The sequence below is a fragment of the Enterobacter chuandaensis genome (genome assembly GCF_003594915.1).
In the GTDB taxonomy this organism is placed as follows: Bacteria; Pseudomonadota; Gammaproteobacteria; order Enterobacterales; family Enterobacteriaceae; genus Enterobacter; species Enterobacter chuandaensis.
On record NZ_QZCS01000003.1, the window covers coordinates 149,233 to 173,798 of the forward strand.

At 56.7% G+C, this 24,566-nt stretch carries 25 protein-coding genes; 15 read left to right on the forward strand and 10 right to left on the reverse strand.

Annotated elements, in window-relative coordinates:
- Nucleotide 1 precedes the first annotated feature (1 nt).
- Nucleotides 2–952, reverse strand: a complete 951-nt coding sequence (gene tal, locus D5066_RS06280; RefSeq protein ID WP_080328472.1) for a transaldolase — start codon at nucleotides 950–952, stop codon at nucleotides 2–4.
- A 289-nt stretch (nucleotides 953–1,241) separates the two neighbouring features.
- On the opposite strand from tal, the gene maeB reads away from it, so the two are divergent.
- Nucleotides 1,242–3,521 (forward strand): NADP-dependent oxaloacetate-decarboxylating malate dehydrogenase, encoded by a 2,280-nt coding sequence (gene maeB / locus D5066_RS06285; RefSeq protein ID WP_119915387.1) that lies wholly within the window; start codon nucleotides 1,242–1,244, stop codon nucleotides 3,519–3,521.
- A gap of 79 nt (nucleotides 3,522–3,600) precedes the next feature.
- On the opposite strand, the gene hemF is transcribed toward maeB, so the two are convergent.
- A complete protein-coding gene (gene hemF, locus D5066_RS06290) occupies nucleotides 3,601–4,500 on the reverse strand; it encodes an oxygen-dependent coproporphyrinogen oxidase (RefSeq protein WP_119915388.1) in 900 nt (299 codons plus the stop codon).
- Nucleotides 4,500–5,375 (reverse strand): N-acetylmuramoyl-L-alanine amidase AmiA, encoded by an 876-nt coding sequence (gene amiA / locus D5066_RS06295; RefSeq protein ID WP_119915389.1) that lies wholly within the window; start codon nucleotides 5,373–5,375, stop codon nucleotides 4,500–4,502. The genes hemF and amiA overlap by 1 nt, the downstream gene beginning before the upstream one ends.
- Nucleotides 5,376–5,587: 212 nt before the next feature.
- Here amiA and D5066_RS06305 point away from each other — a divergent pair, with 212 nt between their 5' ends.
- From D5066_RS06305 to pdxK, 10 genes are all read left to right on the forward strand, one after another.
- Nucleotides 5,588–6,013: a GNAT family acetyltransferase gene (locus D5066_RS06305; RefSeq protein ID WP_003861292.1), complete on the forward strand. Its 426-nt coding sequence runs from the start codon at nucleotides 5,588–5,590 to the stop codon at nucleotides 6,011–6,013.
- Complete coding sequence (locus D5066_RS06310; RefSeq protein WP_080328476.1) at nucleotides 6,000–6,449, forward strand: DUF2919 domain-containing protein; 450 nt, start codon at nucleotides 6,000–6,002, stop codon at nucleotides 6,447–6,449. Before D5066_RS06305 ends, D5066_RS06310 begins: the two co-directional genes overlap by 14 nt.
- Nucleotides 6,450–6,512: 63 nt before the next feature.
- Nucleotides 6,513–7,088 (forward strand): RpoE-regulated lipoprotein, encoded by a 576-nt coding sequence (locus D5066_RS06315; protein WP_119915390.1) that lies wholly within the window; start codon nucleotides 6,513–6,515, stop codon nucleotides 7,086–7,088.
- 92 nt (nucleotides 7,089–7,180) lie between these two features.
- The gene (locus tag D5066_RS06320; protein WP_119915391.1) at nucleotides 7,181–8,080 is read left to right on the forward strand and encodes a Dyp-type peroxidase; all 900 of its coding nucleotides are present in this window, start codon (nucleotides 7,181–7,183) and stop codon (nucleotides 8,078–8,080) included.
- Nucleotides 8,081–8,241: 161 nt separating this feature from the next.
- The gene (gene cysP, locus D5066_RS06325; protein ID WP_080328479.1) at nucleotides 8,242–9,255 is read left to right on the forward strand and encodes a thiosulfate/sulfate ABC transporter substrate-binding protein CysP; all 1,014 of its coding nucleotides are present in this window, start codon (nucleotides 8,242–8,244) and stop codon (nucleotides 9,253–9,255) included.
- Nucleotides 9,255–10,088 carry a sulfate/thiosulfate ABC transporter permease CysT gene (cysT, locus tag D5066_RS06330; RefSeq protein ID WP_014884745.1) on the forward strand — a complete coding sequence of 278 codons (834 nt, stop codon included), beginning with the start codon at nucleotides 9,255–9,257 and terminating at the stop codon, nucleotides 10,086–10,088. The genes cysP and cysT overlap by 1 nt, the downstream gene beginning before the upstream one ends.
- Entirely contained in the window at nucleotides 10,088–10,963 is an 876-nt protein-coding gene (gene cysW, locus D5066_RS06335; RefSeq protein WP_028014000.1) for a sulfate/thiosulfate ABC transporter permease CysW, read from the forward strand. Before cysT ends, cysW begins: the two co-directional genes overlap by 1 nt.
- A complete protein-coding gene (gene cysA, locus D5066_RS06340) occupies nucleotides 10,953–12,047 on the forward strand; it encodes a sulfate/thiosulfate ABC transporter ATP-binding protein CysA (RefSeq protein WP_061097451.1) in 1,095 nt (364 codons plus the stop codon). The genes cysW and cysA overlap by 11 nt, the downstream gene beginning before the upstream one ends.
- A 67-nt stretch (nucleotides 12,048–12,114) precedes the next feature.
- Nucleotides 12,115–13,026: a cysteine synthase CysM gene (gene cysM, locus D5066_RS06345; protein WP_119915392.1), complete on the forward strand. Its 912-nt coding sequence runs from the start codon at nucleotides 12,115–12,117 to the stop codon at nucleotides 13,024–13,026.
- Nucleotides 13,027–13,031: 5 nt separating this feature from the next.
- Nucleotides 13,032–13,868 (forward strand): pyridoxine/pyridoxal/pyridoxamine kinase, encoded by an 837-nt coding sequence (pdxK, locus tag D5066_RS06350; protein ID WP_119915393.1) that lies wholly within the window; start codon nucleotides 13,032–13,034, stop codon nucleotides 13,866–13,868.
- 44 nt (nucleotides 13,869–13,912) lie between these two features.
- On the opposite strand, the gene crr is transcribed toward pdxK, so the two are convergent.
- The 5 genes from crr to cysZ form a co-directional block, all read right to left on the reverse strand.
- The gene (gene crr / locus D5066_RS06355) at nucleotides 13,913–14,422 is read right to left on the reverse strand and encodes a PTS glucose transporter subunit IIA (RefSeq protein WP_003861316.1); all 510 of its coding nucleotides are present in this window, start codon (nucleotides 14,420–14,422) and stop codon (nucleotides 13,913–13,915) included.
- 40 nt (nucleotides 14,423–14,462) lie between these two features.
- On the reverse strand, nucleotides 14,463–16,190 hold the full coding sequence (gene ptsI / locus D5066_RS06360; RefSeq protein WP_008501604.1) for a phosphoenolpyruvate-protein phosphotransferase PtsI: 1,728 nt from the start codon (nucleotides 16,188–16,190) through the stop codon (nucleotides 14,463–14,465).
- A 44-nt stretch (nucleotides 16,191–16,234) separates the two neighbouring features.
- On the reverse strand, nucleotides 16,235–16,492 hold the full coding sequence (gene ptsH / locus D5066_RS06365) for a phosphocarrier protein Hpr (RefSeq protein WP_000487600.1): 258 nt from the start codon (nucleotides 16,490–16,492) through the stop codon (nucleotides 16,235–16,237).
- Nucleotides 16,493–16,809: 317 nt separating this feature from the next.
- Nucleotides 16,810–17,781 carry a cysteine synthase A gene (gene cysK, locus D5066_RS06380; RefSeq protein ID WP_028013996.1) on the reverse strand — a complete coding sequence of 324 codons (972 nt, stop codon included), beginning with the start codon at nucleotides 17,779–17,781 and terminating at the stop codon, nucleotides 16,810–16,812.
- A 163-nt stretch (nucleotides 17,782–17,944) separates the two neighbouring features.
- Entirely contained in the window at nucleotides 17,945–18,706 is a 762-nt protein-coding gene (gene cysZ, locus D5066_RS06385) for a sulfate transporter CysZ (RefSeq protein WP_119915395.1), read from the reverse strand.
- Nucleotides 18,707–18,936: 230 nt separating this feature from the next.
- Here cysZ and zipA point away from each other — a divergent pair, with 230 nt between their 5' ends.
- From zipA to D5066_RS06400, 3 genes are all read left to right on the forward strand, one after another.
- Complete coding sequence (zipA, locus tag D5066_RS06390) at nucleotides 18,937–19,890, forward strand: cell division protein ZipA (protein ID WP_119915396.1); 954 nt, start codon at nucleotides 18,937–18,939, stop codon at nucleotides 19,888–19,890.
- A gap of 69 nt (nucleotides 19,891–19,959) precedes the next feature.
- A complete protein-coding gene (gene ligA / locus D5066_RS06395; protein WP_119915397.1) occupies nucleotides 19,960–21,975 on the forward strand; it encodes an NAD-dependent DNA ligase LigA in 2,016 nt (671 codons plus the stop codon).
- A gap of 1 nt (nucleotide 21,976) precedes the next feature.
- A complete protein-coding gene (locus D5066_RS06400; protein ID WP_003861328.1) occupies nucleotides 21,977–22,192 on the forward strand; it encodes a DUF3820 family protein in 216 nt (71 codons plus the stop codon).
- On the opposite strand, the gene D5066_RS06405 is transcribed toward D5066_RS06400, so the two are convergent.
- Nucleotides 22,189–23,184, reverse strand: a complete 996-nt coding sequence (locus D5066_RS06405; protein WP_119915398.1) for a bile acid:sodium symporter family protein — start codon at nucleotides 23,182–23,184, stop codon at nucleotides 22,189–22,191. The genes D5066_RS06400 and D5066_RS06405 overlap by 4 nt on opposite strands.
- 89 nt (nucleotides 23,185–23,273) lie before the next feature.
- Here D5066_RS06405 and D5066_RS06410 point away from each other — a divergent pair, with 89 nt between their 5' ends.
- Entirely contained in the window at nucleotides 23,274–24,209 is a 936-nt protein-coding gene (locus tag D5066_RS06410) for a LysR family transcriptional regulator (RefSeq protein WP_080328486.1), read from the forward strand.
- On the opposite strand, the gene D5066_RS06415 is transcribed toward D5066_RS06410, so the two are convergent.
- Nucleotides 24,206–24,547 carry a FlxA-like family protein gene (locus D5066_RS06415; RefSeq protein WP_080328487.1) on the reverse strand — a complete coding sequence of 114 codons (342 nt, stop codon included), beginning with the start codon at nucleotides 24,545–24,547 and terminating at the stop codon, nucleotides 24,206–24,208. The genes D5066_RS06410 and D5066_RS06415 overlap by 4 nt on opposite strands.
- Nucleotides 24,548–24,566: the final 19 nt, after the last annotated feature.

The following is a 24,566-nucleotide window of genomic DNA, read 5'->3' on the forward strand; positions in this document are numbered from 1 at the left end:
GTTAAAGTTTGGCGGCGAGAAGATCTTCAAGTTTGCGCTGGTCGACGGCGAACTGGCGAATGCCGTCCGCCAGTTTTTCCACGGCCATAGGATCCTGGTTATGCTCCCAGCGGAACTCTGCTTCGGTCATGGCTTTTGGTTTCGGCAGGACGGTAGAGGTCGGTACCAGCTTACGCATCACCGTTTCGTCGCTCTCCTGCAGCTTTTTCAGCAGATCAGGGGAGATGGTCAGGCGGTCGCAGCCCGCGAGCGCCAGGATCTGCTCGGTGCGGCGGAAGCTGGCCCCCATCACGATGGTTTCGTAGCGGTGCTGTTTGTAATAATCGTAGATATTACGCACCGACTTCACGCCAGGGTCTTCCTCTACCACGTACGGATCCATCGGCTGCTTCGCCTGGTACCAGTCGTAAATACGCCCGACAAACGGCGAGATCAGGAACACGCCCGCCTCGGCACAGGCGCGCGCCTGCGCAAAGGAGAACAGCAGCGTCAGGTTGCAGTGGATACCCTCTTTTTCCAGCACCTCCGCCGCGCGGATGCCTTCCCACGTCGACGCGAGCTTGATTAGAATGCGTGATTTATCGATCCCCTGCTCCTGGTAGAGCTCCACCAGACGACGCGCCTTGTTAATACTCTTCTCCTGGTCGAATGAGAGGCGGGCATCCACTTCGGTAGAGACGCGCCCCGGAATGCTTTTCAGAATTTCCGCACCAAAATTAACCGCCAGCTTGTCGCTGGCTTCGGCAACCTGCTGCTCCTGCGTTTTCCCGCGCTGTTTGCCGTAGGCAATCGCGTCATCAATCAGATGACTAAAATGGGCAAGCCCCGCCGCTTTGAGCAGCAGCGAAGGGTTGGTGGTCGCATCCTCCGGCTGATAGTGGCGAATCGACTCGATATCGCCGCTGTCTGCAACCACGGTGGTGAATTGTTTGATGCCGTCTAGCTGGTTCATAAATAATTACTCCTTGGAAATAAAAGAGTTAGATGAGTGCGTTAGTTCACACTTCTGAGAAAATCATGATGGACTTAACAAAAAAGCATAGCAGACGGGGGAGGCATTGCTTTTGAGACGGGTAACATGGCTGATATAAATTGATAACATTTTTTAATGTGTGATGGTGAGAGTTTGGCAGCCTTCAAAGTTTATGCGCTGTCCTGAGGCGATACTAGGCGACACACCAGGGTGTGCATCAGGATCGCTTACGTCACCCTTTTGATCGATACGTGAAAGGAAAAATAAGATGGATGAGCAGTTGAAACAGAGTGCCCTCGATTTTCACGAGTTCCCTGTCCCCGGTAAAATTCAGGTCTCACCCACCAAGCCTCTGGCGACGCAGCGCGATCTGGCGCTGGCCTACTCGCCGGGCGTTGCTGCGCCGTGTCTGGAGATCGAAAAAGACCCGCTGGCGGCCTACAAATACACCGCGCGCGGCAACCTTGTCGCCGTGATCTCTAACGGCACGGCGGTACTGGGTCTCGGTAACATCGGCGCGCTGGCCGGTAAGCCGGTGATGGAAGGGAAGGGCGTTCTGTTCAAGAAATTCGCCGGTATTGACGTGTTCGATATCGAAGTGGACGAACTCGATCCCGATAAATTCATCAATGTGGTGGCCGCGCTGGAGCCGACCTTCGGCGGCATCAACCTGGAAGACATCAAAGCGCCGGAATGTTTCTATATCGAGCAGAAGCTGCGCGAGCGTATGAACATTCCCGTGTTCCATGACGACCAGCACGGTACGGCGATCATCAGCACCGCTGCCATTCTCAACGGCCTGCGCGTGGTGGAGAAAAATCTCTCGGACGTGCGCATGGTGGTCTCCGGTGCGGGGGCTGCTGCCATCGCCTGTATGAACCTGCTGGTGGCGCTGGGGATGCAGAAACACAACATTGTAGTCTGCGATTCCAAAGGCGTGATCTATAAGGACCGCGAGCCGAACATGGCGGAAACAAAAGCGGCGTACGCGGTGGAAGACGACGGCAAGCGTACGCTTGAGGACGTGATTGACGGCGCGGATATCTTCCTTGGTTGTTCAGGCCCGAAAGTGCTGACCCAGGAGATGGTGAAGAAAATGGCGCGCGCGCCAATGATTCTGGCGCTGGCGAACCCTGAGCCGGAAATTCTGCCGCCGCTGGCGAAAGCGGTGCGCGAAGACGCCATTATCTGTACCGGCCGTTCGGATTACCCGAACCAGGTCAACAACGTGCTCTGCTTCCCGTTCATCTTCCGCGGTGCGCTGGACGTGGGCGCAACGGCGATCAACGAAGAGATGAAGCTGGCCGCCGTTCACGCCATCGCCGAGCTGGCGCATGCCGAGCAGAGCGAAGTGGTCGCCTCCGCGTACGGGGATCAGGATCTGAGCTTTGGCCCGGACTACATCATTCCAAAACCGTTCGATCCGCGCCTGATTGTCAAAATTGCGCCAGCGGTGGCCAAAGCGGCGATGGACTCCGGCGTGGCGACGCGTCCGATTCAGGATTTCGACGCGTACGTCGATAAGCTCACCGAGTTTGTCTACAAAACCAACCTGTTTATGAAGCCGATCTTCTCTCAGGCTCGCGCAGACGCGAAGCGCGTGGTGCTGGCGGAAGGGGAAGAGGCGCGCGTGCTGCACGCCACGCAGGAGCTGATCACCTTAGGGCTGGCGAAGCCGATCCTGATTGGTCGTCCGAGCGTGATCGAGATGCGTATTCAAAAGCTGGGCCTGCAGATTAAGCCGGGCGTCGACTTCGAGATCGTTAACAACGAATCCGATCCGCGCTTTAAGGAGTACTGGAACGAATACTACGCGATCATGAAGCGTCGCGGGATCACCCAGGAGCAGGCGCAGCGGGCGGTGATCAGCAATACCACGGTGATCGGCGCGATTATGGTGCATCGCGGCGAAGCGGATGCGCTGATCTGCGGCACCATCGGCGATTACCACGAGCACTTCAGCGTGGTGCAGGAGATCTTCGGCTATCGCGACGGCGTTCACACCGCCGGGGCGATGAACGCGCTGCTGCTGCCGAGCGGCAACACCTTTATTGCGGATACCTACGTGAATGACGATCCGACTCCGGACGAGCTGGCGGAGATCACCGTAATGGCCGCCGAGACCGTGCGTCGCTTTGGTATCGAGCCGAAGGTGGCGCTGCTGTCGCACTCTAACTTTGGTTCGTCTAAATCCGCGGCGGCGTGCAAAATGCGCCAGACCCTGGAGTTGGTGCGCGAGCGTGCGCCAGAGCTGATGATTGACGGGGAAATGCACGGCGATGCCGCGCTGGTGGAGAGCATCCGTAACGAACGCATGCCGGACAGCCCGCTGAAGGGATCGGCGAACATACTGATTATGCCGAACGTGGAAGCGGCGCGTATCAGCTATAACCTGCTGCGTGTCTCCAGCTCTGAAGGGGTGACCGTGGGGCCGGTGCTGATGGGCGTGGCGAAACCCGTGCATGTATTAACGCCGATTGCCTCCGTGCGCCGCATCGTGAACATGGTGGCGCTGGCGGTAGTTGAGGCGCAGACGCAGCCGCTGTAAGGGCGTTTTGTCGGGTGGCGCGTTCGCTTACCCGACCTACGGATTGAGTAGGCCGGATAAGCGCAGCGCCATCCGGCAGTTAAATCCAGTCGCGTACTTTAAGAAACTCACTCAAGGCAGCCTCCGGGCTGCCTTCTTTTGGTTCGTAGCAGTACTCCCAGCGCACCAGCGGCGGCATCGACATTAAAATCGATTCCGTGCGTCCGCCGGTCTGCAGGCCGAACAGCGTCCCGCGATCCCACACCAGGTTGAACTCCACGTAGCGCCCGCGACGATAAAGCTGGAACTCGCGCTCGCGCACGCCGTAGTCGGTGTTTTTACGGCGTTCCACAATCGGCAGGTACGCGTCGGTAAAGCCTTCGCCCACCGCGCGCATAAAGCTGAACGCGGTGTCAAAATCCGGCGTGTTGAGATCGTCAAAGAACAATCCGCCGATGCCGCGCTGCTCGTCGCGGTGCTTCAGGTAAAAGTAGTCGTCGCACCACTTTTTAAATTTCGGGTAGACGTCTTCGCCAAACGGCTGGCAGAGGTCGCGCGCGGTGGTGTGCCAGTGCACGGCATCCTCTTCAAAGCCGTAGTAGGGCGTGAGGTCGAAACCGCCGCCAAACCACCAGACCGGTTCGGCCCCCGGTTTTTCTGCAATGAAAAAGCGCACGTTGGCGTGGCTGGTCGGCACGAACGGGTTATGCGGGTGGATCACCAGCGAGACGCCCATCGCTTCGAAGCTGCGGCCCGCCAGCTCAGGGCGATGCGCCGTCGCAGACGCGGGCATGGCATCGCCGTGAACGTGGGAGAAATTCACGCCCGCCTGTTCGAAGATGCCGCCGTTACGCAGCACCCGGCTTCGCCCGCCGCCGCCCGCTTCGCGCTGCCAGCTATCTTCCTGAAATTCACCGCCGTCTGCGGCGGCCAGTTTCCGGCAAATCTCATCCTGCAGCTGCAGCAGGAACGTTTTGACCAGCTGTGCATTGGGTTTCATCAGCGTTTCCTGGAGTGTGCTTTCTGATTATCGAACCAGTTGAAGTAACTGATAATGCCGGAGGCGATGGCGTTGGCGATCTTCTGGCGAAACGCCGCAGTGCCGAGCAGGCGCTCTTCTTCCGGGTTGGTAATAAAGGACGTTTCCACCAGCACGGACGGGATGGACGGTGACTTCAGCACCACAAACGCCGCCTGTTCGGTGCTTTTACTGTGCAGACGATGCACCGGCTTAATCCGTTTGAGAATATGCGAGCCGAGCGTCAGGCTGTTTTTAATGGTGTCCGTCTGCACGAGGTCAAACAGCACCTGCTGTAAGAGATGATCTTTATCGGTGGCTTTCTTCCCGGCCACTTCATCCGCCCGGTTTTCTCGGTCGGAGAGGTACTTCGCCATGGCGCTACTGGCGCCGCGGTTGGAGAGAGCAAACACCGAAGCGCCTGCGGCTGACGGGTTGGTAAAGCCGTCCGCGTGGATCGACATAAACAGATCCGCACCGTGCTGGTGGGCGATCTCAACGCGGTCATACAGCGGAATAAACGTGTCGCCGGAGCGCGTCAGGCGGGCGTCAATGCCGTTGCTGCGTAAAATCGATCGCACATTTTTTGCAATCGCCAGCACGACGTGTTTTTCTTTCGACCCGTTTTTGCCAATGGCGCCGGTATCAATCCCGCCGTGGCCCGGGTCGAGCATCACCAGACGCTTTGCGCCCGGCTTTTTGGTTTTCGGCTTGCTGTGTCCGTTACTGGTTTTGAGCGTGCTCTCGTCTTTTGCCTGAGCCTGCTTAGCGATGCCCGTTAACGTTAAGGCCGCCAGCCCCGCTTTGAGAACCTGACGACGCGATGTGAGTGCTTTTAATGGTTTGAATGTGCTCATGCGGCCTGAATACTAAAAAATGGGGTCCTGGTGTTATATCGTATCGTGTTTCCCGTTACGACAGTCCTTATTGAGAATTGTTTTACTTTTCATTTCAATACGTGACAAAGTGACATTATGCCAAATTTTGGCGAGATTTTCCCCGGTTATTGGCTAAACGTCCCGTTCACGCCATAATCACTGTTTTTAAACCCGAAAAGGCAGTTAATACCATGGAGATACGCGTTTTTCGCCAGGAAGATTTCGAAGAGGTGATCACCCTTTGGGAGCGCTGCGATTTGCTGCGTCCGTGGAACGACCCGGAAATGGACATCGAGCGTAAGGTAAACCACGACGTCAGCCTGTTTCTGGTCGCGGAAGTGAACGGCGAGGTCGTCGGCACCGTCATGGGCGGCTACGATGGCCACCGAGGCTCGGCCTATTATCTGGGCGTGCACCCGGAATACCGGGCGCGCGGCATCGCCAATGCGCTGCTTAATCGTCTGGAAAAGAAACTCATCGCCCGAGGCTGCCCGAAAATCCAGATCATGGTGCGGGAAGATAACGACGTGGTGTTGGGCATGTATGAGCGTCTGGGCTACGAGCACGCCGACGTGCTGACGCTAGGTAAGCGTTTGATTGAAGATGAAGAGTACTGAGATCCACCCGGCTGACTATGACGCGCAGGGCCGCGTCAGGCTGCCTTTCTTATTCTGGTGCGTTTTGCTCCTCCAGGCCCGCACCTGGGTGCTGTTTGTGATGGCCGGCGCGTCGCGCGGGCAGGGCGATACGCTGCTGAATCTCTTCTATCCCGATCACGATGCCTTCTGGATCGGATTACTGCCGGGCATTCCTGCCGTGCTGGCGTTTTTGGTCAGCGGGCGGCGGCACCTGATGCCACGCTTGTGGGGCGGGCTTCGCTGGCTGCTGATCCTCGCCCAGATTGCGCTGCTCTTCTGGCAGCCGGTGCTCTGGTGGTACGGTGAACCGCTGACGGGTATTGGCATTGCGCTGGTGGTGGCGGATATCGTGGCGCTGCTGTGGCTGCTGACCAACCCGCGTCTTCGCGCCTGTTTTAGGCATCAGGATGATTAATGCGGCACTTTTTGCCGAAGTCGCACTCCAACAAGCGTTGATTTAATTAGAAAGGACGTTTCAATGAAATCGCTGCGTTTACTTTTATGCGCTCTCCCGCTGGCGTTGACCGGCTGTTCGACGCTCTCCTCCATTAACTGGTCTGCGGCCTATCCGTGGAACTGGTTTGGTTCGTCCACCGAAGTTACCGAGCAGGGCGTAGGAAAAATTACCGCGTCAACGGCGCTGGAGCAGGACGCCATTCAGGATGCCCTGAGCAGTGACTATCGCCTGCGCAGCGGCATGAAAACCGAGAATGGCAACATTGTGCGTTACTTTGAAGCGCTGAAGGGCGACAAGCTGGCGCTGGTGATCAACGGTGACAAAGGCACGGTAAACCGAATTGCCGTGATGGATGACGATATTCCGACGGCGAGCGGTGTGAAAGTGGGTACGCCTTTTAGCGAACTTTATAAGCAGGCCTTTGGCAACTGCACCAGCGTACCATCAGACGACAAGGTAGCGGTGGAATGTAAGGCGGAAGGCAGCCAGCACATCAGCTATATCTTCACCGGAACCTGGAGCGGCCCGGAAGGATTGATGCCCTCTGACGACACGCTGAAGAGCTGGAAAGTGAGCAAAATAGTCTGGAAGCAGTAATTTGCGCCTGAACAAACCGCCTCGCTGAAATCCGGGTATAATAGCCGCCATCAATGCCACGCTGACGTGGCATCTTTATTTCAGGAGGAGCGATGTCTCAGGTTCAGAGTGGCATTTTGCCAGAACATTGCCGCGCGGCGATTTGGATTGAAGCCAATGTCAAAGGGGACGTGGATGCCCTGCGCGCGGCCAGCAAAGTTTTCGTTGATAAACTGGCCACCTTCCAGGCCAAATTCCCGGAAGCCCATCTGGGTGCCGTTGTTGCCTTCGGCAATAACGTCTGGCGTCAGCTGAGCGGCGGCGAAGGGGCGGAAGAGCTGAAAGACTTCATCCCTTACGGCAAAGGCCTGGCGCCGGCCACCCAGTACGACGTACTTATCCACATCCTCTCCCTGCGCCACGACGTGAACTTTTCCGTTGCACAGGCGGCGGTAGAGGCTTTTGGCGACAGCATCGACGTGCAGGAAGAGGTTCACGGCTTCCGCTGGGTGGAAGAACGCGATCTGAGCGGCTTCGTTGACGGCACCGAAAACCCGGCGGGTGAGGAGATTCGTCGCGACGTGGCGGTGATCAAAGGCGGTGTGGACGCGGGCGGCAGCTACGTGTTCGTCCAGCGCTGGGAGCACAACCTCAAGCAGCTTAACCGCATGAGCGTGCATGACCAAGAGATGATGATTGGCCGCACCAAAGAAGCCAACGAAGAGATTGACGGCGATGAGCGTCCGGTGACCTCTCACCTGTCCCGCGTTGACCTCAAAGAGAACGGTAAAGGGCTGAAGATTGTTCGTCAGAGCCTGCCGTACGGCACGGCAAGCGGCACGCACGGCCTCTACTTCTGCGCCTACTGCGCGCGCCTGTACAACATTGAGCAGCAGCTGCTGAGCATGTTCGGTGACACCGACGGCAAGCGCGACGCCATGCTGCGCTTCACCAAACCGGTGACCGGCGGCTACTACTTTGCGCCGTCCGTTGAGCGCCTGCTGGCGCTGTAACACCCCTCACCCTTCCCTCTCCCAACAGGGGAGAGGGGAAAAGTGCCTTATTCCCTTTTCTGCTTCTAAATCACCAAACGGTATATAAAACCGTTACTCCTTTCGACCTCGTTATAAATATTATGACTATAAGATAGTCATCACATTTATAAGGGTGCGCAATGGCCGTTACTGTACTGAAAAAAGGAACTCTGGCGCTGGCAGGTTTACTGCTGGTGGCCCAGGCGCAGGCGACTGAACTGTTAAACAGTTCGTATGACGTCTCCCGCGAGCTGTTTGCCGCCCTTAACCCGCCGTTTGAACAGCAGTGGGCGAAAGACAATAACGGCGATAAGCTGACCATCAAGCAGTCTCACGCCGGTTCATCCAAACAGGCGCTGGCGATCCTGCAGGGGCTGAAAGCGGACGTGGTGACCTACAACCAGGTGACTGACGTGCAGATCCTGCACGACAAGGGCAAGCTGATCCCGGCGGACTGGCAGAGCCGTCTACCGAACAACAGCTCGCCGTTCTATTCCACCATGGGCTTCCTGGTGCGCAAGGGTAATCCGAAGAATATCCACGACTGGAGCGACCTGGTGCGTTCTGACGTGAAGCTGATTTTCCCGAACCCAAAAACCTCCGGTAACGCGCGCTACACCTATTTAGCCGCGTGGGGCGCGGCGGACAAGGCTGACGGCAACGACAAAGCCAAAACCGAGCAGTTCATGACCCAGTTCCTGAAAAACGTCGAAGTGTTTGATACCGGCGGACGTGGGGCGACCACGACCTTCGCCGAGCGTGGGCTGGGCGACGTGCTGATCAGCTTTGAATCCGAAGTGAATAACATTCGTAAACAGTACGAAGCGCAGGGCTTCGAAGTGGTTATCCCGAAAACCAACATCCTGGCCGAGTTCCCGGTGGCGTGGGTGGATAAAAACGTGCAGGCAAACGGGACCGAGAAAGCGGCAAAAGCTTATCTCAACTACCTGTACAGCCCGCAGGCGCAGACCATCATCACCGATTATTACTACCGCGTGAACAACCCGGACGTCATGAACAAACTGAAAGACAAATTCCCGCAGACCGCGCTGTTCCGCGTGGAAGATCATTTCGGCTCCTGGCCTGAGGTGATGAAGACGCATTTTGCCAGCGGCGGTGAGTTAGACAAATTGCTGGCGGCGGGGCGTAAGTAATGTTTGCAGTTTCGACAAAACGCGTGCTGCCGGGCTTTACCTTAAGTCTCGGGACCAGCCTGCTGTTCGTCTGCCTGATCCTGCTGTTGCCGCTCAGCGCGCTGGTGATGCAGCTTGCTCAGATGAGCTGGGCGCAGTACTGGGATGTGGTCACCAACCCGCAGGTGGTAGCGGCCTACAAGGTGACGCTGCTGTCGGCGTTTGTCGCCTCGATTTTTAACGGCGTGTTTGGCCTGCTGATGGCGTGGATCTTAACCCGCTATCGCTTCCCGGGCCGTACGCTGCTTGATGCACTGATGGATCTGCCGTTTGCGCTGCCGACGGCGGTTGCGGGCTTGACCCTCGCGTCGCTCTTCTCCGTGAACGGGCTGTACGGCGAGTGGCTGGCAAAGCTTGATATCAAAGTGACCTATACCTGGCTTGGGATCGCGGTGGCGATGGCCTTCACCAGCATCCCGTTTGTGGTCCGTACCGTGCAGCCGGTGCTGGAAGAGTTGGGCCCGGAATACGAAGAAGCGGCGGAAACGCTGGGCGCCACCCGCTGGCAGAGCTTCCGCAAGGTGGTTCTGCCGGAGCTCTCTCCGGCGCTGATGGCGGGTGTTGCGCTGTCGTTTACCCGCAGCCTCGGTGAGTTCGGCGCGGTGATTTTCATCGCCGGGAACATCGCCTGGAAAACGGAAGTTACCTCGCTGATGATTTTTATCCGTCTGCAGGAGTTTGATTATCCGGCGGCGAGCGCGATTGCCTCGGTGATCCTGGCGGCCTCGCTGCTGCTGCTGTACTCGATTAACACTCTGCAAAGTCGCTTTGGTCGACGTGTGGTAGGTCACTGATGGCGGAAGTTACGCAATTGAAGCGATACGATGCGCCCCGCATCAACTGGGGTAAATGGTTTCTGATTGGCGTGGGCGTGCTGGTTTCCGCCCTCATCCTCGTCGTACCGACGATTTATATCTTCGTCCAGGCGTTCAGCAAGGGGCTGATGCCCGCGCTGGAAAACCTGGCGAACCCGGACATGCTGCACGCCATCTGGCTGACGGTGCTGATTGCGTTAATCACCGTACCGGTGAACCTGGTCTTCGGTACGCTGCTGGCCTGGCTGGTGACGCGCTTTAACTTCCCGGGACGTCAGCTGCTGCTGACCCTGCTGGATATCCCGTTTGCCGTGTCGCCTGTTGTTGCCGGTCTGGTTTACCTGCTCTTTTACGGCTCCAACGGCCCGCTGGGCGGCTGGCTGGATGAACATAACCTGCAGATCATGTTCGCCTGGCCGGGCATGGTGCTGGTGACCATCTTCGTGACCTGTCCGTTTGTGGTACGCGAACTGGTGCCGGTGATGTTAAGCCAGGGCAGCAACGAGGACGAAGCGGCTGTGCTGCTGGGCGCATCCGGCTGGCAGATGTTCCGCCGCGTGACGTTGCCGAACATTCGCTGGGCGCTGCTTTACGGCGTGGTGCTGACCAACGCCCGCGCCATCGGTGAGTTTGGTGCGGTGTCGGTGGTTTCCGGCTCGATTCGTGGTGAAACGCTGTCGCTGCCGTTACAGATTGAGTTACTGGAACAGGACTACAACACCGTCGGTTCCTTTACTGCCGCAGCGTTGCTGACGCTGATGGCCATTTTGACCCTGTTTTTGAAGAGTGTGGTGCAGTGGCGTTTAGAGAATCAGGAAAAACGTCAGCATCAGGAGGGAAATCATGAGCATTGAGATTGCCAATATTAAGAAGTCTTTTGGTCGCACCCAGGTGCTGAATGATATCTCACTGGATATCCCTTCCGGACAAATGGTAGCGCTGCTGGGGCCGTCTGGCTCGGGCAAAACCACGCTGCTGCGGATTATCGCCGGGCTTGAGCATCAGACCAGCGGGCACATCCGCTTCCACGGCACCGATGTAAGCCGCCTGCACGCCCGCGATCGTAAAGTGGGTTTTGTATTCCAGCATTACGCGCTGTTCCGCCACATGACCGTTTTCGACAATATCGCCTTTGGCCTGACCGTGCTGCCGCGTCGTGAACGCCCGGATGCGGCAACCATTAAGGCGAAAGTGACCAAACTGCTGGAGATGGTACAGCTGGCTCACCTGGCGGACCGCTTCCCGGCCCAGCTTTCCGGCGGGCAGAAGCAGCGCGTGGCGCTGGCGCGCGCGCTGGCCGTTGAGCCACAAATTTTGCTGCTGGATGAACCCTTCGGCGCGCTGGACGCGCAGGTGCGCAAAGAGCTGCGCCGCTGGCTGCGTCAGCTGCATGAAGAGCTGAAATTCACCAGCGTCTTCGTGACTCACGACCAGGAAGAGGCCATGGAGGTCGCGGACCGCGTAGTGGTCATGAGCCAGGGCAACATTGAGCAGGTTGACGAGCCGGAGCAGCTCTGGCGCGAGCCGGCGACCCGCTTCGTGCTGGAGTTTATGGGCGAGGTGAACCGTCTGCAGGGCACCATTCGCGGTGGGCAGTTCCACGTCGGTGCGCACCGCTGGCCGCTGGGCTACACTTCTGCGCACCAGGGGCCGGTCGATCTGTTCCTGCGCCCGTGGGAGGTGGACGTCAGCCGCCGCACCAGCCTGGACTCTCCGCTGCCAGTACAGGTACTGGAAGCTAGCCCTAAAGGGCACTACACCCAATTGGTGGTACAGCCGCTGGGATGGTATACCGAGCCGCTGACCGTGGTCATGCGCGACGACGTCCCGCCGCACCGGGGTGAGCGCCTGTTTGTCGGGCTGCAGCATGCCCGTATTTATCACGGTAACGAGCGGATTGAGGCGCGCGAGGATATTGCTCTGGCTGAGTCAGCCTGATAGGTTATTGAGTATGTTTTTCGCCCGGTGGCGTGATGCTTACCGGGCTTTTTATTGAGTAAAAATCGTGAATACACTCGAACACACCATCGGCAACACTCCTCTGGTCAAGCTTCAGCGCATGGGGCCGAACAACGGCAGCGAAATCTGGGTCAAACTCGAAGGCAATAACCCGGCGGGGTCGGTGAAAGACCGTGCGGCGCTGTCGATGATTGTCCAGGCCGAAAAACGCGGCGAAATTAAGCCAGGCGACGTGCTGATTGAGGCCACCAGCGGCAACACCGGTATTGCGCTGGCGATGATCGCCGCGCTGAAAGGCTACCGCATGAAGCTGCTGATGCCGGACAACATGAGCCAGGAGCGCCGCGCCGCGATGCGCGCCTACGGGGCCGAGTTGATTCTGGTCACCAAAGAGCAGGGGATGGAAGGGGCACGCGACTTAGCGTTAGCGATGGCCGAGCGCGGCGAAGGTAAGCTGCTCGATCAGTTCAACAACCCGGACAACCCGTACGCACACTACACCACCACCGGGCCGGAGATCTGGCAGCAGACCGGCGGGCGCATCACCCATTTTGTCTCCAGCATGGGGACTACCGGCACCATTACCGGCGTGTCGCGGTTTCTGCGCGAGCAGGAGAAAGCTGTCACCATCGTTGGCCTGCAGCCGGAAGAGGGGAGTAGCATTCCGGGCATTCGCCGCTGGCCGGCGGAGTATATGCCGGGCATTTTTAATGCGCAGCTTGTGGACCAGGTGCTGGATATTCATCAGCGCGAGGCGGAAAATACCATGCGTGAGCTGGCCGTGCGTGAAGGTATCTTCTGCGGCGTCAGCTCGGGCGGCGCGGTAGCGGGCGCGATTCGGGTGGCGAAGGCAAACCCGGGGGCGGTGGTGGTGGCGATTATTTGCGATCGCGGCGATCGCTATCTGTCTACCGGCGTCTTTGGTGAAGAGAGTTATTCGCAGGGGGCGGGGATTTAAGCGTCATGGAGATGATTCTATTCCGGGATAACACCCGGGCGCAGCAAACCGACGTTGTCGCGGTGCAGTCGCAGGTGGTGTACGGCAGCGTGGGGAACAGCATTGCGGTGCCGAACATTCGTACCCACCGGCTGAACGTCACCGCCGTGCCGACGGTGCTGTTCAGCAACACGCCGCACTACGACACCTTCTACGGCGGGGTGATCCCCGACGAGTGGTTCAGCGGCTACCTTAAGGCGCTGGAAGAGCGTGAGATCCTGCGCGAGCTTAAAGCGGTCACTACCGGTTACATGGGCAGCGCCAGCCAGATCGCGCTACTGGCACAGTGGCTGAGGGCGGTCAAAGCCCAGCATCCTGACCTGCTGGTGCTGGTCGACCCGGTTATCGGCGATATTGACAGCGGAATGTACGTGAAGCCGGATATCCCGGAAGCGTATCGGGAGCACCTGCTGCCGCTGGCGCAGGGGATTACGCCAAACGTCTATGAGCTGGAAGTATTGAGCGGCAAACCGTGCCGTACGCCGGAAAGCGCCATCGCGGCGGCGCAGGGGTTGCTCTCTGACAGCCTGAAATGGGTGGCCATCACCAGCGCGCCGGTGGCCGATGACCCGGAAAACATCCACGTGGTACTGGTGACGCGTGAGGGCGTGACCGTCAGCGCGCATCCGCGCGTAGAAACCGATCTGAAAGGGACGGGCGACCTGTTCTGTTCAGAACTGGTGAGCGGAATTGTTGAGGGGAAAACCGTTGCTGATGCCATTCGCATGGCCGGCGATCGGGTGACTGACGTGATGCTTTATACCCAGTCGAAAGGCTACGACGAGCTTATCCTCCCCGCATAAACAAAAATGGCGCCCGAAGGCGCCATTTTTCTGTGCGGCAAGAATTACTTCTTGATGCGGATAACCGGGGTTTCGCCCACGGTGACGCTGCCAGACAGTTTGATCAGTTCTTTGATTTCGTCCATGTTGGAGATAACAACCGGCGTCAGGGTAGACTTGGCTTTTTCTTCCAGCAGTGGCAGATCGAATTCAATCACCGGGTCGCCAACTTTAACACGCTGGCCTTCTTCCGCGATACGTTTGAAGCCTTCGCCTTTCAGTTCAACGGTGTCGATACCGAAGTGAACGAACAGTTCGATACCGCTATCAGATTCGATAGAGAACGCATGGTTGGTTTCAAAAATTTTACCGATGGTGCCGTCAACTGGAGCAACCATTTTGTTGCCAGTTGGTTTGATAGCAATGCCATCACCAACGATTTTCTCAGCAAACACTACATCCGGCACGTCTTCGATGTTGACGATCTCGCCGGAGAGCGGAGCAACAATCTCAATAGTTCCGGAGTCTTTCTTATCATCAGAAACCAGAGATTTCAGTTTATCGAACAAACCCATGATCTTCTCCTAAGCAGTAATTTGGGCCGCATCTCGTGGATTAGCAGATTGTTTTTTCTTCAATGAACTTGTTAACCAGCGTCATTAACTCGTCCGTTGTCGGTTGAGCAAGAGCCTGCTCTGCTAACACCTTCGCATCTTCGAAGTTCGTGTTACGGATAATCTTCTTAATGCGCGGGATGGAAATGGCGCTCATAGAGAATTCGTCCAGACCCATACCCAGCAACAGAAGTGTAGCACGTTCGTCGCCTGCAAGCTCACCACACATGCCAGTCCATTTACCTTCTGCATGAGAAGCATCAATAACTTGCTTGATCAAGTTCAGTACGGACGGTGACATTGGCTGGTAGAGATGTGAAATCATATCATTACCACGGTCAACTGCCAGGGTGTACTGCGTTAAATCATTGGTGCCGATACTAAAGAAATCAACTTCTTTGGCTAAATGACGCGCAATGGTCGCCGCTGCTGGTGTTTCCACCATCACGCCGATCTCGATTGACTCGTCAAATGCTTTACCTTCGTCGCGCAGTTCCTGTTTGTAGATTTCGATCTCTTTCTTCAGTGCACGCACTTCTTCAACAGAGATGATCATCGGGAACATGATGCGCAGCTTACCGAAAGCGGAGGCACGCAGGATAGCGCGAACCTGATCACGCAGGATCTCTTTACGATCCATTGCGATACGCACGGCACGCCAGCCCAGGAACGGGTTCTCTTCTTTCGGGAAGTTCATGTACGGCAGCTCTTTGTCGCCACCGATGTCCATAGTACGGACGATAACCGCCTGTGAGCCACACGCTTCTGCGACGGCTTTGTACGCAGCAAACTGCTCTTCTTCAGTTGGCAGCGCGTCGCGGTCCATGAACAGGAATTCTGTACGATAGAGACCAACACCTTCCGCACCGTTGCGCTCAGCGCCATCAACGTCGCGTACGGTACCGATGTTTGCGCACACTTCTACCTGATGGCCGTCCAGCGTGATGGCTGGCAGGTCTTTCAGCTTAGCGAGTTCCGCTTTTTCAGTCGCAACCTGCTCCTGAACCGCGCGCAGTTTTTCGATCTCTTCGTTAGTTGGGTTGACGTAAACCAGATTGTTTACGGCATCCAGAATCAGATAGTCGCCGTTTTTCACCTGAGAGGTGACGCTACCGGTACCCACGATGGCAGGCAGTTCCAGAGAACGCGCCATGATTGAGGTGTGGGAGGTACGGCCGCCCGCGTCGGTGATGAAACCGAGGACCTTTTTCAGGTTCAGCTGTGCGGTTTCTGACGGGGTCAGGTCAGCGGCAACCAGGATAACTTCATCCTGAATCGCGCTCAGGTCGATAATGGCCAGGCCCAGGATGTTGCGCAGCAGGCGCTTACCGATGTCACGCACGTCAGCCGCACGCTCTTTCAGGTATTCATCATCCAGTTCTTCCAGGGCAGTTGCCTGACCTTCGATAACTTCATGCGCAGCCGCGTCGGCCGTCATGCCTTTATCTTTAATCAGGGCTATGATTTCCTGCTCCAGCTCCTCATCTTCGAGCAGCATGATGTGCCCTTCGAAGATGGCTTCTTTTTCTTCACCGAAAGTTTCGCCAGCTTTAGTTTTGATCGCTTCCAGTTGCGCAGATGCCTTGGCACGACCGCTCAGAAAACGTTCAACTTCCTGATCAACCTTGTCGGCAGAAATTTTTTTCCGGTCGATGACGATCTCGTCTTCTTTCAGCAGCAGTGCTTTGCCGAAAGCGATACCCGGGGATGCTAAAATGCCTGAAATCATAACCCTACCTTACTTGTGACTGATATTTAAAAGAACCCGGAAACTTACTCGAGCTCAGCCATCAGTTTTACCAGATGCTCAACTGCTTTCTGCTCGTCTTCACCTTCAGCAGAGATGGTAACAACGGTGCCCTGAGTCAGGCCGAGAGTCTGCAGTTTGAACAGGCTTTTTGCGCTAGCGCTTTTGCCGTTGGAAGTTACAGTGATTTCAGAAGTGAAGCCTTTCGCTTCTTTAACAAACTGAGCAGCAGGGCGGGTGTGCAGACCGTTCGGAGCGGTAATGGTAACTTCTTGCTGGAACATTGTATTTCCCCAACTTATAGGTTTAGTGTTGTGGAACTAAAGTCTAGCCTGGCGGCTTAACTTTAGCCTGTATTGTTAGCGCTGACGTTTCATTCGCCATTAAACATTATGCAGCGAAAGGAAGACTTGAACCAAATCATAAAATCGATTCAGCAAGGCTATTTCGTTCACTGATTAATTTCACGCTTCAAAATAATTGCTGGTTTAAATACCAGACACAACGGGGTGAAGCAATGCCAGGAGGGGCAAAAATTTGAAGCAGGCCACAAAAAAGCACCTGAAAAGGTGCTTTTTTACGCGTTATTAACATACTGGCACTACTGTTGCAGCTCTTTTTCAGTGAACAGATCGGCAAACAGTGCGGTGCTCAAGTAACGCTCACCCGAGGAAGGAAGGATAACCACAATATTCTTATTGGTAAAGGCTTCATCTTCCTGAAGTTTGAGCGCTGCCGCAACGGCCGCACCGGAAGAGATTCCCGCCAGGATACCTTCTTCATCCATCAGACGACGCGCGGTAGAGATGGCTTCTTCGTTAGTGATGGCAACGACTTTATCGATCAGCTTCAGATCCAGGTTACCCGGAATGAAGCCTGCGCCGATGCCCTGAATTTTATGCGGGCCAGGTTTAAGCTCTTCCCCCGCCAGCGCCTGAGCGATAACCGGTGAGTCGGTAGGTTCAACGGCAACGGTAATCAACTCTTTTTTACCTTTTGTGCCTTTAATATAGCGAGACACGCCTGTCAGCGTACCGCCGGTACCTACGCCGGAGATAAATACGTCAACCTGGCCGTCAGTATCTTCCCAGATTTCCGGGCCGGTGGTCTTCTCGTGAATTTCCGGGTTAGCCGGGTTGCTGAACTGCTGAAGCAGCAGATATTTTGCCGGATCGCTGGCGACAATTTCTTCAGCTTTCTGAATGGCACCTTTCATGCCTTTCGCGCCTTCGGTTAGCACCAGGTTCGCGCCCAGCGCTTTGAGCAGTTTGCGTCGTTCAATGCTCATGGTTTCAGGCATGGTCAGCGTCAGTTTGTAGCCGCGTGCGGCAGCCACATAGGCCAGTGCGATACCGGTGTTGCCGCTGGTCGGTTCCACCAGCTCAACGCCAGGCTTCAGAACGCCACGTTTTTCCGCATCCCAAATCATGTTTGCACCGATACGGCATTTTACGCTGAAGCTCGGGTTACGTGATTCGACCTTCGCCAGAATGCGTCCATTACCGATACGGTTCAGTCGAACCAGGGGCGTATGACCGATAGTCAGCGAGTTGTCTTCATAAATCTTACTCATGGCCTGTCCTTAACTGTATGAAATTGGGATACCGACCCAGCATACCTGCTAAGCAGGTAGGGGGAAGTAAGGAATTCGCATATCTATATACTGCAAGGAAATAATGGGTATCAGTATGGAATAAGGGGCGGCATAAGCCACCCCTGTTTTACACATTTTTGCATTACTTCCATAACGCGTGCTTAGCACGGTAGCAGTCGACCCACATCGCCGTCGCACCGCAGACCGCGACGGGCATAATGAACAGGTTCAGGAAGGGAATCATGGTGAACAGGCTGGTCAGCGCGCCAAACTGCATATTGGCAACCTTACGTGTGCGCAGGGCGGTACGCATCGCTTTAAACGGCACCTTGTGGTTATCGAACGGGTAGTCGCAGTACTGAATGGCCAGCATCCAGGCGCTGAACAGGAACCATAGCACCGGTGCGACCGTCTGCCCGATGCCGGGTACAAAGTAGAGAGCAAGCAGCACAACCGCACGGGGAAGGTACCAGGCAAACTTCTGCCATTCGCGCTTCATGATGCGCGGGAGATCTTTCATGATCCCCAGTACGCCCGTATCCGGCGGTGTTGCACCAGTAAGCCGCGCTTCAAGCTGTTCCGCCAGCAGTCCGTTAAACGGTGCGGCTATCCAGTTCGCAATCGTCGAAAAGAAGTACCCAAAGACCAGCAGCACGGAGATCACCGCCACCGGCCAGAGCAGGTAGTTAAGCCACTGCAGCCAGTCCGGCACGTAGCTCATCAGCGATGGGATCCAGCTTTCGAGCTTTGTGAACAGCCACCAGAACGCGCCGCCCATCAGAATAATATTGATTACCAGCGGAAGAATGACGAAGCGTCGAATACCCGGCAGTGAGACCAGTTTCCAGCCCTGAGAAAAATACCAGACGCCGCTGCATGGGGGAGAAGATGATGTTGAAACCATAACCAGGCTGTACTCCTTTTTTCACAACCAGTGGAATTGCCCGCCTATATTATCCACTTGCGGACCAATGACCAGTTCGGAAATGTTCGAAAAACCAGCAAAAAGCACAATTTACTTCATCTTTATGCTGTGAATGCTCTGCACACACTTGCACTTGACGTAAACGGCAAATACTCTTAGTGAGTAAATGTTTGCCGTGGTGGCAAGGTGTTAGAACAACAGAGAATATAATGATGCAGGATTTGCGTCTGATATTAATCATTGTTGGCGCGATCGCCATAATCGCTTTACTGGTACATGGTTTCTGGACCAGCCGTAAAGAGCGTTCCTCGATGTTTCGCGATCGCCCACTGAAGCGCATGAAGTCCAGTCGTGATGACGATGACAGTGAAGATGACATCGTAGATCGTGACGACGACGGCGTGGGTGAAGTTCGTGTTCATCGGGTCAATACTGCGCCCGGCGCGGCTCATGGGGAGCATGAAGCCCCCCGCGCTCCGCAGCACCAGTATCAACCGCCGTATGCCTCTGCCCAGCCGCGCCAGCCAGCGCCGCAGCCGGCGGAAGAACCGGTGCGTCAGCCGCCGCAACAGCCTGTGCAACAGCAACCTGTGCAGCAGCCCGTGCAACAGCAGCCTGCGCAGCCTGTACAACAGCCACAGCAACCTGTGCATGTACAGCCTGCGCCACAGCCCGCTCCGGCTCCGCACGTTGAGCCAGAGCCGGTCGTCGAGCCTGAACCGGTTGTTGAAAAACCGCAGCGTAAAGAAGCGGTGATCATCATGAACGTGGCCGCGCATCATGGCAGCCATCTCAACGGTGACGTGCTGCTTAACAGTATTCAACAGGCAGGGTTTAAATTTGGCGACATGAATATTTTCCATCGCCACCTGAGCCCTGACGGTAGCGGCCCGGCGCTGTTCAGCCTGGCCAATATGGTCAACCCGGGTACCTTTGACCCGGAAATGACCGGTGATTTCGTGACGCCGGGTGTCACTATCTTTATGCAGGTGCCGTCCTACGGCGACGAGCTGCAAAACTTCAAGCTGATGCTGCAGTCCGCTCAGCATATCGCTGACGAAGTGGGCGGCGTCGTGCTTGACGATCAGCGTCGTATGATGACGCCGCAAAAGCTGCGCGAGTATCAGGACCGCATCCGCGAAGTTAAGGAAGCCAACGCGTAATCGTCGCGTTTACTTCAACTCCTCCTCAACCCCCGCCTGTCGGGGGTTTTTTCTCATTGATGGTGCGATATGGACTCAATCGAACAACAACTCACTGAACTGCGAACCACGCTTCGCCATCATGAATATCTCTATCATGTTATGGACGCGCCGGAAGTGCCGGATGCGGAGTATGACCGCCTGATGCGTGAGCTGCGCGAATTAGAAGCGCAGCACCCGGAGCTTATCACACCTGATTCTCCCACCCAGCGCGTCGGTGCTGAGCCGCTGGGGGCATTCAGCCAGGTGCGCCACGAAGTGCCAATGCTGTCGCTGGACAACGTCTTTGATGAAGAGAGCTTCCTCGCGTTTAACAAGCGCGTGCAGGACCGTCTGAAGAGCAGCGACTCCCTCACCTGGTGCTGCGAGCTGAAGCTCGACGGCCTGGCGGTCAGCCTTCTTTACGAAAACGGCGTGCTGGTACGGGCCGCCACGCGTGGCGACGGTACGACGGGGGAAGATATCACCACCAACGTGCGAACCATCCGTGCTATCCCGCTGAAGCTGCAGGGTGACAACATTCCTGCGCGTCTGGAAGTGCGCGGCGAGGTGTTTCTCCCGCAGGCGGGCTTCGAAAAAATCAATGAAGAAGCGCGTCGCACCGGTGGGAAAGTGTTTGCTAACCCGCGTAACGCGGCGGCAGGCTCTCTGCGCCAGCTTGACCCGCGTATCACCGCGAAGCGACCGCTTACTTTCTTCTGCTACGGTGTCGGTATTCTGGAGGGTGGCGATCTGCCGGATACGCACCTCGGGCGTCTGCTGCAGTTTAAAGCCTGGGGCCTGCCGGTGAGCAACCGCGTTCAGCTCTGCGACTCGCCGGAAGCGGTGCTGGCGTTCTACCACAAAGTGGAAGAGGACCGCCCGACGCTCGGCTTTGATATTGATGGCGTTGTCATCAAGGTCAATTCGCTGGCGCTGCAGGAGCAGCTTGGCTTTGTGGCGCGCGCGCCGCGCTGGGCGGTGGCGTTTAAGTTCCCTGCTCAGGAGCAGATGACTTTTGTTCGCGACGTGGAGTTCCAGGTAGGACGTACGGGGGCCATTACGCCGGTCGCACGTCTGGAGCCGGTGCAGGTCGCGGGCGTGCTGGTGAGCAACGCTACGCTGCATAACGCCGATGAAATCGAACGTCTTGGCCTGCGCATTGGCGACAAAGTGGTGATTCGCCGCGCGGGCGATGTTATCCCGCAGGTGGTCAACGTCGTAGAGTCAGAACGTCCTGATGATACGCGCGAGGTTGTTTTCCCGACCCACTGCCCGGTGTGCGGCTCTGACGTTGAGCGTGTGGAAGGCGAAGCGGTGGCCCGCTGTACGGGCGGCCTGATCTGCGGCGCGCAGCGTAAAGAGTCCCTGAAGCACTTTGTCTCCCGTCGGGCGATGGACGTCGATGGCATGGGCGACAAGATTATCGATCAGCTGGTTGAGAAAGAGTATGTCCATACGCCAGCAGATCTCTTCAGGCTGACGGCAGGTAAACTGACCGGCCTGGATCGCATGGGTCCGAAGTCAGCCCAGAACGTGGTTAATGCGCTGGAGGCGGCGAAAGAGACGACCTTCGCCCGCTTCCTGTACGCGCTGGGCATTCGTGAAGTGGGCGAAGCGACGGCGGCAGGTTTAGCCGCGTACTTTGGCACGCTGGAGGCGCTGGAAGAGGCAAGCATCGACGAGCTGCAGAAAGTGCCGGACGTCGGCATCGTCGTCGCCACGCACGTCTTTAACTTCTTTGCCGAAGAGAGCAACCGCGAGGTCATCGGCAAGCTGCTGGAAGAGGGCATTAAATGGCCCGCGCCGGTGGTGGTCAACGCCGAAGAGATCGACAGTCCATTTGCCGGTAAAACCGTGGTGCTAACTGGTAGCCTCAGTCAGCTTTCACGCGATGATGCAAAAGCGCGCCTGGTGGCGCTGGGGGCCAAAGTGGCGGGCAGCGTGTCGAAGAAAACCGACCTGGTGATTGCCGGGGAAGCGGCGGGTTCTAAGCTGGCGAAAGCTCAGGAACTCGGCATTGAGGTTATCGACGAAGCGGAAATGATGCGTCTGTTAGGAGAGTAACGTGGAGAAAGAGCAGCTCGTTGAGATCGCTAATACGGAGATGCCGTTCGGTAAATATAAGGGCCGCAGGCTGATCGATTTGCCGGAGGAGTACCTGCTGTGGTTCGCGCGCAAGGACGAATTTCCTGCCGGGCGACTGGGCGAGCTGATGGCTATCACGTTACTGATTAAAACCGAGGGGCTGACCCAACTGGTGCAGCCCCTGAAACGTCCTTAAGCCTTCGCGGCGCGGGTCTCTTCCTGCGCCAGCTTTTCCGTCTGGCGCTTGTAGCGACGCGCCAGCACCGCGCAGACCATCAGCTGGATCTGATGGAAAATCATCAGCGGCAGCACCATCATCCCAATCACCGAGGTGGGGAACAAAATGTTCGCCATTGGGATACCGTTCGCCAGGCTCTTTTTGGAGCCGCAGAAGACAATGGTGATTTCATCGGCTTTGCTGAAGCCGCACTTGCGCGCCACGAAGACGTTTACCGCAATGACAATCGCCAGCAGGACGATGCTGACCACCACGATAAACAGCAGCGATCCTGCCCCCACCTTGTGCCAGAGCCCATTCACAACCGCTTCGCTGAAGGCGGAATAGACCACCAGCAGAATCGACGACTGGTCGGTTTTGGAGATCCATTTCTTGTGCTTCGCCACGAACGCCCCGGTCCACGGGCGCGAGAGATGGCCCAGGACAAACGGCAGTAGCAGCTGCAGGCAGATTTTGCCAACCTGCTCAAGGTTACCTTCCGCGCCGTGCATGTTCATCAGCAGGCCCACCAGCAGCGGGGAGACGAAAATCCCTAACAGGCTGGATGCCGACGCCGAACAGACCGCGGCCGCAACGTTCCCGCCCGCCAGAGAGGTAAAGGCAATGGCGGACTGCACGGTGGCTGGCAGAATGCAGAGGTACAGGAAACCAGTGTAGAGCGCAGGATCGACGTTAACCGGCGCCCACCAGGCAAACAGCACCCCGAGGATCGGGAACAGGATGAAGGTACTGCACATCACCCAAAGATGCAGTCGCCAGTGGCTACCGCCAGCAATAATCGCTTCACGGGAGAGTTTTGCACCGTGCATAAAGAACAGCAGCGCGATGGCGGCCGTCGTCAGACCCTCAAAAAACGGGACGAAACCGCCGCGGGCGGGGAAGAACGAGGCCAGTAAAACGGTAGCTACCAGGGTGAGTGTAAACGGATCAAGAATACGAAATAGTTTCATAATGACTCCTGAAAACAGATGTCGCTATTGTGCTTTTTTCCATTTGAGAAATAAAATTGATTTATTGCATCCATTTATGAATTAAACAGATGAATTACTCCCTACGCCAGCTTCGCATTTTCGTCACCGTCGCCCATGCCCGCAGCTTCAGTCGGGCAGGGGAGATGATTGGCCTGAGCCAGTCGGCGGTCAGCCACAGCGTGAAAGAGCTGGAGAATCAGACCGGCGTCCGGTTGCTTGACCGCACCACGCGCGAAGTGGTCCTGACCGAAGCGGGGCAGCAGCTGGCCCTGCGCCTCGAACGCCTGCTGGATGAGCTTAACAGCACGCTCCGGGATGTGGGGCGGCTGGGACAACAGCTTTCAGGAACCGTACGGGTTGCGGCCAGCCAGACGATATCCGCCCACCTTATCCCGCAGTGTATCGCCGAGGGAAACCAACGCTACCCTGATATTGATTTTGTCCTGCATGACAGGCCGCAGCAGTGGGTGCTGGAAAGTATCCGCCAGGGGGATGTGGATTTTGGTATTGTGATCGACCCCGGCCTGGTGAGCGATCTGGAGTGTGAAAGCGTCCTGTCTGAGCCGTTTTTACTGCTCTGCCGGGATGACGATCCGTTGGCAGCGTTGCCGGATGTCTGCTGGCAGTCTCTGCAGGGCGCTAACCTGGTTTTACAGGATTATGCCTCAGGTAGCCGCCCGCTGATTGATTCCGCGCTGGTGAATCAGGGCGTTAAGGCAACGATCGTGCAGGAAATTGGTCATCCGGCCACGCTGTTTCCGATGGTGGAAGCCGGAATTGGCATCAGCGTGTTGCCCGCCCTGGCGCTTCCCCTGCCGCAGGGGAGTCGACTGGCGGTGAAGCGATTAACGCCCGTTGTCGAAAGAAAGCTGATGCTGGTGCGGCGAAAAAATCGCTCCCTCTCGGGGGCGGCACAGGCCATCTGGGAAGTGGTGCGTATTCAGGCGCAACGATTAACCGAGGCCCGCATACGCGACCCACTGTTTAACGCATCAGAAGATTAAATGTAGATATCAATCTGATGATTCTCTGACGGGGTGTTTACCCCCTCCACGTTGCCCATTTTTTGGTCCTGCTTCTTCTGGGCCTCTTCCGCCTGCTGGCGCTGCAGTGCGGCGAGCTGCGCCTGCAGCACTTTGATCTGGGTCTGAATCAGTTCCTGCTGCTTTTTCTTCTCATCAGCACTGCCGGGGCTGTTCGCCAGCTCTTTTAACTGCTGAGTCAGCTTTTTGATCTTGTCGAGAATGCGGCTGATTTGCGCAGCGATATCGTTACTGCCGGAAGCGCCGCTTCCGCCGCTGCTGGTTTGAATGGGTTGGGTTGAAGCCTGAATGGTCGTCATACTTTTTCCTCGCGCTATA

Excerpts from the sequence above, each read along its gene's own strand:
- tal (WP_080328472.1), bottom strand. The coding sequence starts at position 952 with ATGAACCAGCTAGACGGCATCAAACAATTCACCACCGTGGTTGCAGAC.
- maeB (WP_119915387.1), top strand. The coding sequence starts at position 1,242 with ATGGATGAGCAGTTGAAACAGAGTGCCCTCGATTTTCACGAGTTCCCT.
- hemF (WP_119915388.1), bottom strand. The coding sequence starts at position 4,500 with ATGAAACCCAATGCACAGCTGGTCAAAACGTTCCTGCTGCAGCTGCAG.
- amiA (WP_119915389.1), bottom strand. The coding sequence starts at position 5,375 with ATGAGCACATTCAAACCATTAAAAGCACTCACATCGCGTCGTCAGGTT.
- D5066_RS06305 (WP_003861292.1), top strand. The coding sequence starts at position 5,588 with ATGGAGATACGCGTTTTTCGCCAGGAAGATTTCGAAGAGGTGATCACC.
- D5066_RS06310 (WP_080328476.1), top strand. The coding sequence starts at position 6,000 with ATGAAGAGTACTGAGATCCACCCGGCTGACTATGACGCGCAGGGCCGC.
- D5066_RS06315 (WP_119915390.1), top strand. The coding sequence starts at position 6,513 with ATGAAATCGCTGCGTTTACTTTTATGCGCTCTCCCGCTGGCGTTGACC.
- D5066_RS06320 (WP_119915391.1), top strand. The coding sequence starts at position 7,181 with ATGTCTCAGGTTCAGAGTGGCATTTTGCCAGAACATTGCCGCGCGGCG.
- cysP (WP_080328479.1), top strand. The coding sequence starts at position 8,242 with ATGGCCGTTACTGTACTGAAAAAAGGAACTCTGGCGCTGGCAGGTTTA.
- cysT (WP_014884745.1), top strand. The coding sequence starts at position 9,255 with ATGTTTGCAGTTTCGACAAAACGCGTGCTGCCGGGCTTTACCTTAAGT.
- cysW (WP_028014000.1), top strand. The coding sequence starts at position 10,088 with ATGGCGGAAGTTACGCAATTGAAGCGATACGATGCGCCCCGCATCAAC.
- cysA (WP_061097451.1), top strand. The coding sequence starts at position 10,953 with ATGAGCATTGAGATTGCCAATATTAAGAAGTCTTTTGGTCGCACCCAG.
- pdxK (WP_119915393.1), top strand. The coding sequence starts at position 13,032 with ATGGAGATGATTCTATTCCGGGATAACACCCGGGCGCAGCAAACCGAC.
- crr (WP_003861316.1), bottom strand. The coding sequence starts at position 14,422 with ATGGGTTTGTTCGATAAACTGAAATCTCTGGTTTCTGATGATAAGAAA.
- ptsI (WP_008501604.1), bottom strand. The coding sequence starts at position 16,190 with ATGATTTCAGGCATTTTAGCATCCCCGGGTATCGCTTTCGGCAAAGCA.
- ptsH (WP_000487600.1), bottom strand. The coding sequence starts at position 16,492 with ATGTTCCAGCAAGAAGTTACCATTACCGCTCCGAACGGTCTGCACACC.
- cysK (WP_028013996.1), bottom strand. The coding sequence starts at position 17,781 with ATGAGTAAGATTTATGAAGACAACTCGCTGACTATCGGTCATACGCCC.
- cysZ (WP_119915395.1), bottom strand. The coding sequence starts at position 18,706 with ATGGTTTCAACATCATCTTCTCCCCCATGCAGCGGCGTCTGGTATTTT.
- zipA (WP_119915396.1), top strand. The coding sequence starts at position 18,937 with ATGATGCAGGATTTGCGTCTGATATTAATCATTGTTGGCGCGATCGCC.
- ligA (WP_119915397.1), top strand. The coding sequence starts at position 19,960 with ATGGACTCAATCGAACAACAACTCACTGAACTGCGAACCACGCTTCGC.
- D5066_RS06405 (WP_119915398.1), bottom strand. The coding sequence starts at position 23,184 with ATGAAACTATTTCGTATTCTTGATCCGTTTACACTCACCCTGGTAGCT.
- D5066_RS06410 (WP_080328486.1), top strand. The coding sequence starts at position 23,274 with ATGAATTACTCCCTACGCCAGCTTCGCATTTTCGTCACCGTCGCCCAT.
- D5066_RS06415 (WP_080328487.1), bottom strand. The coding sequence starts at position 24,547 with ATGACGACCATTCAGGCTTCAACCCAACCCATTCAAACCAGCAGCGGC.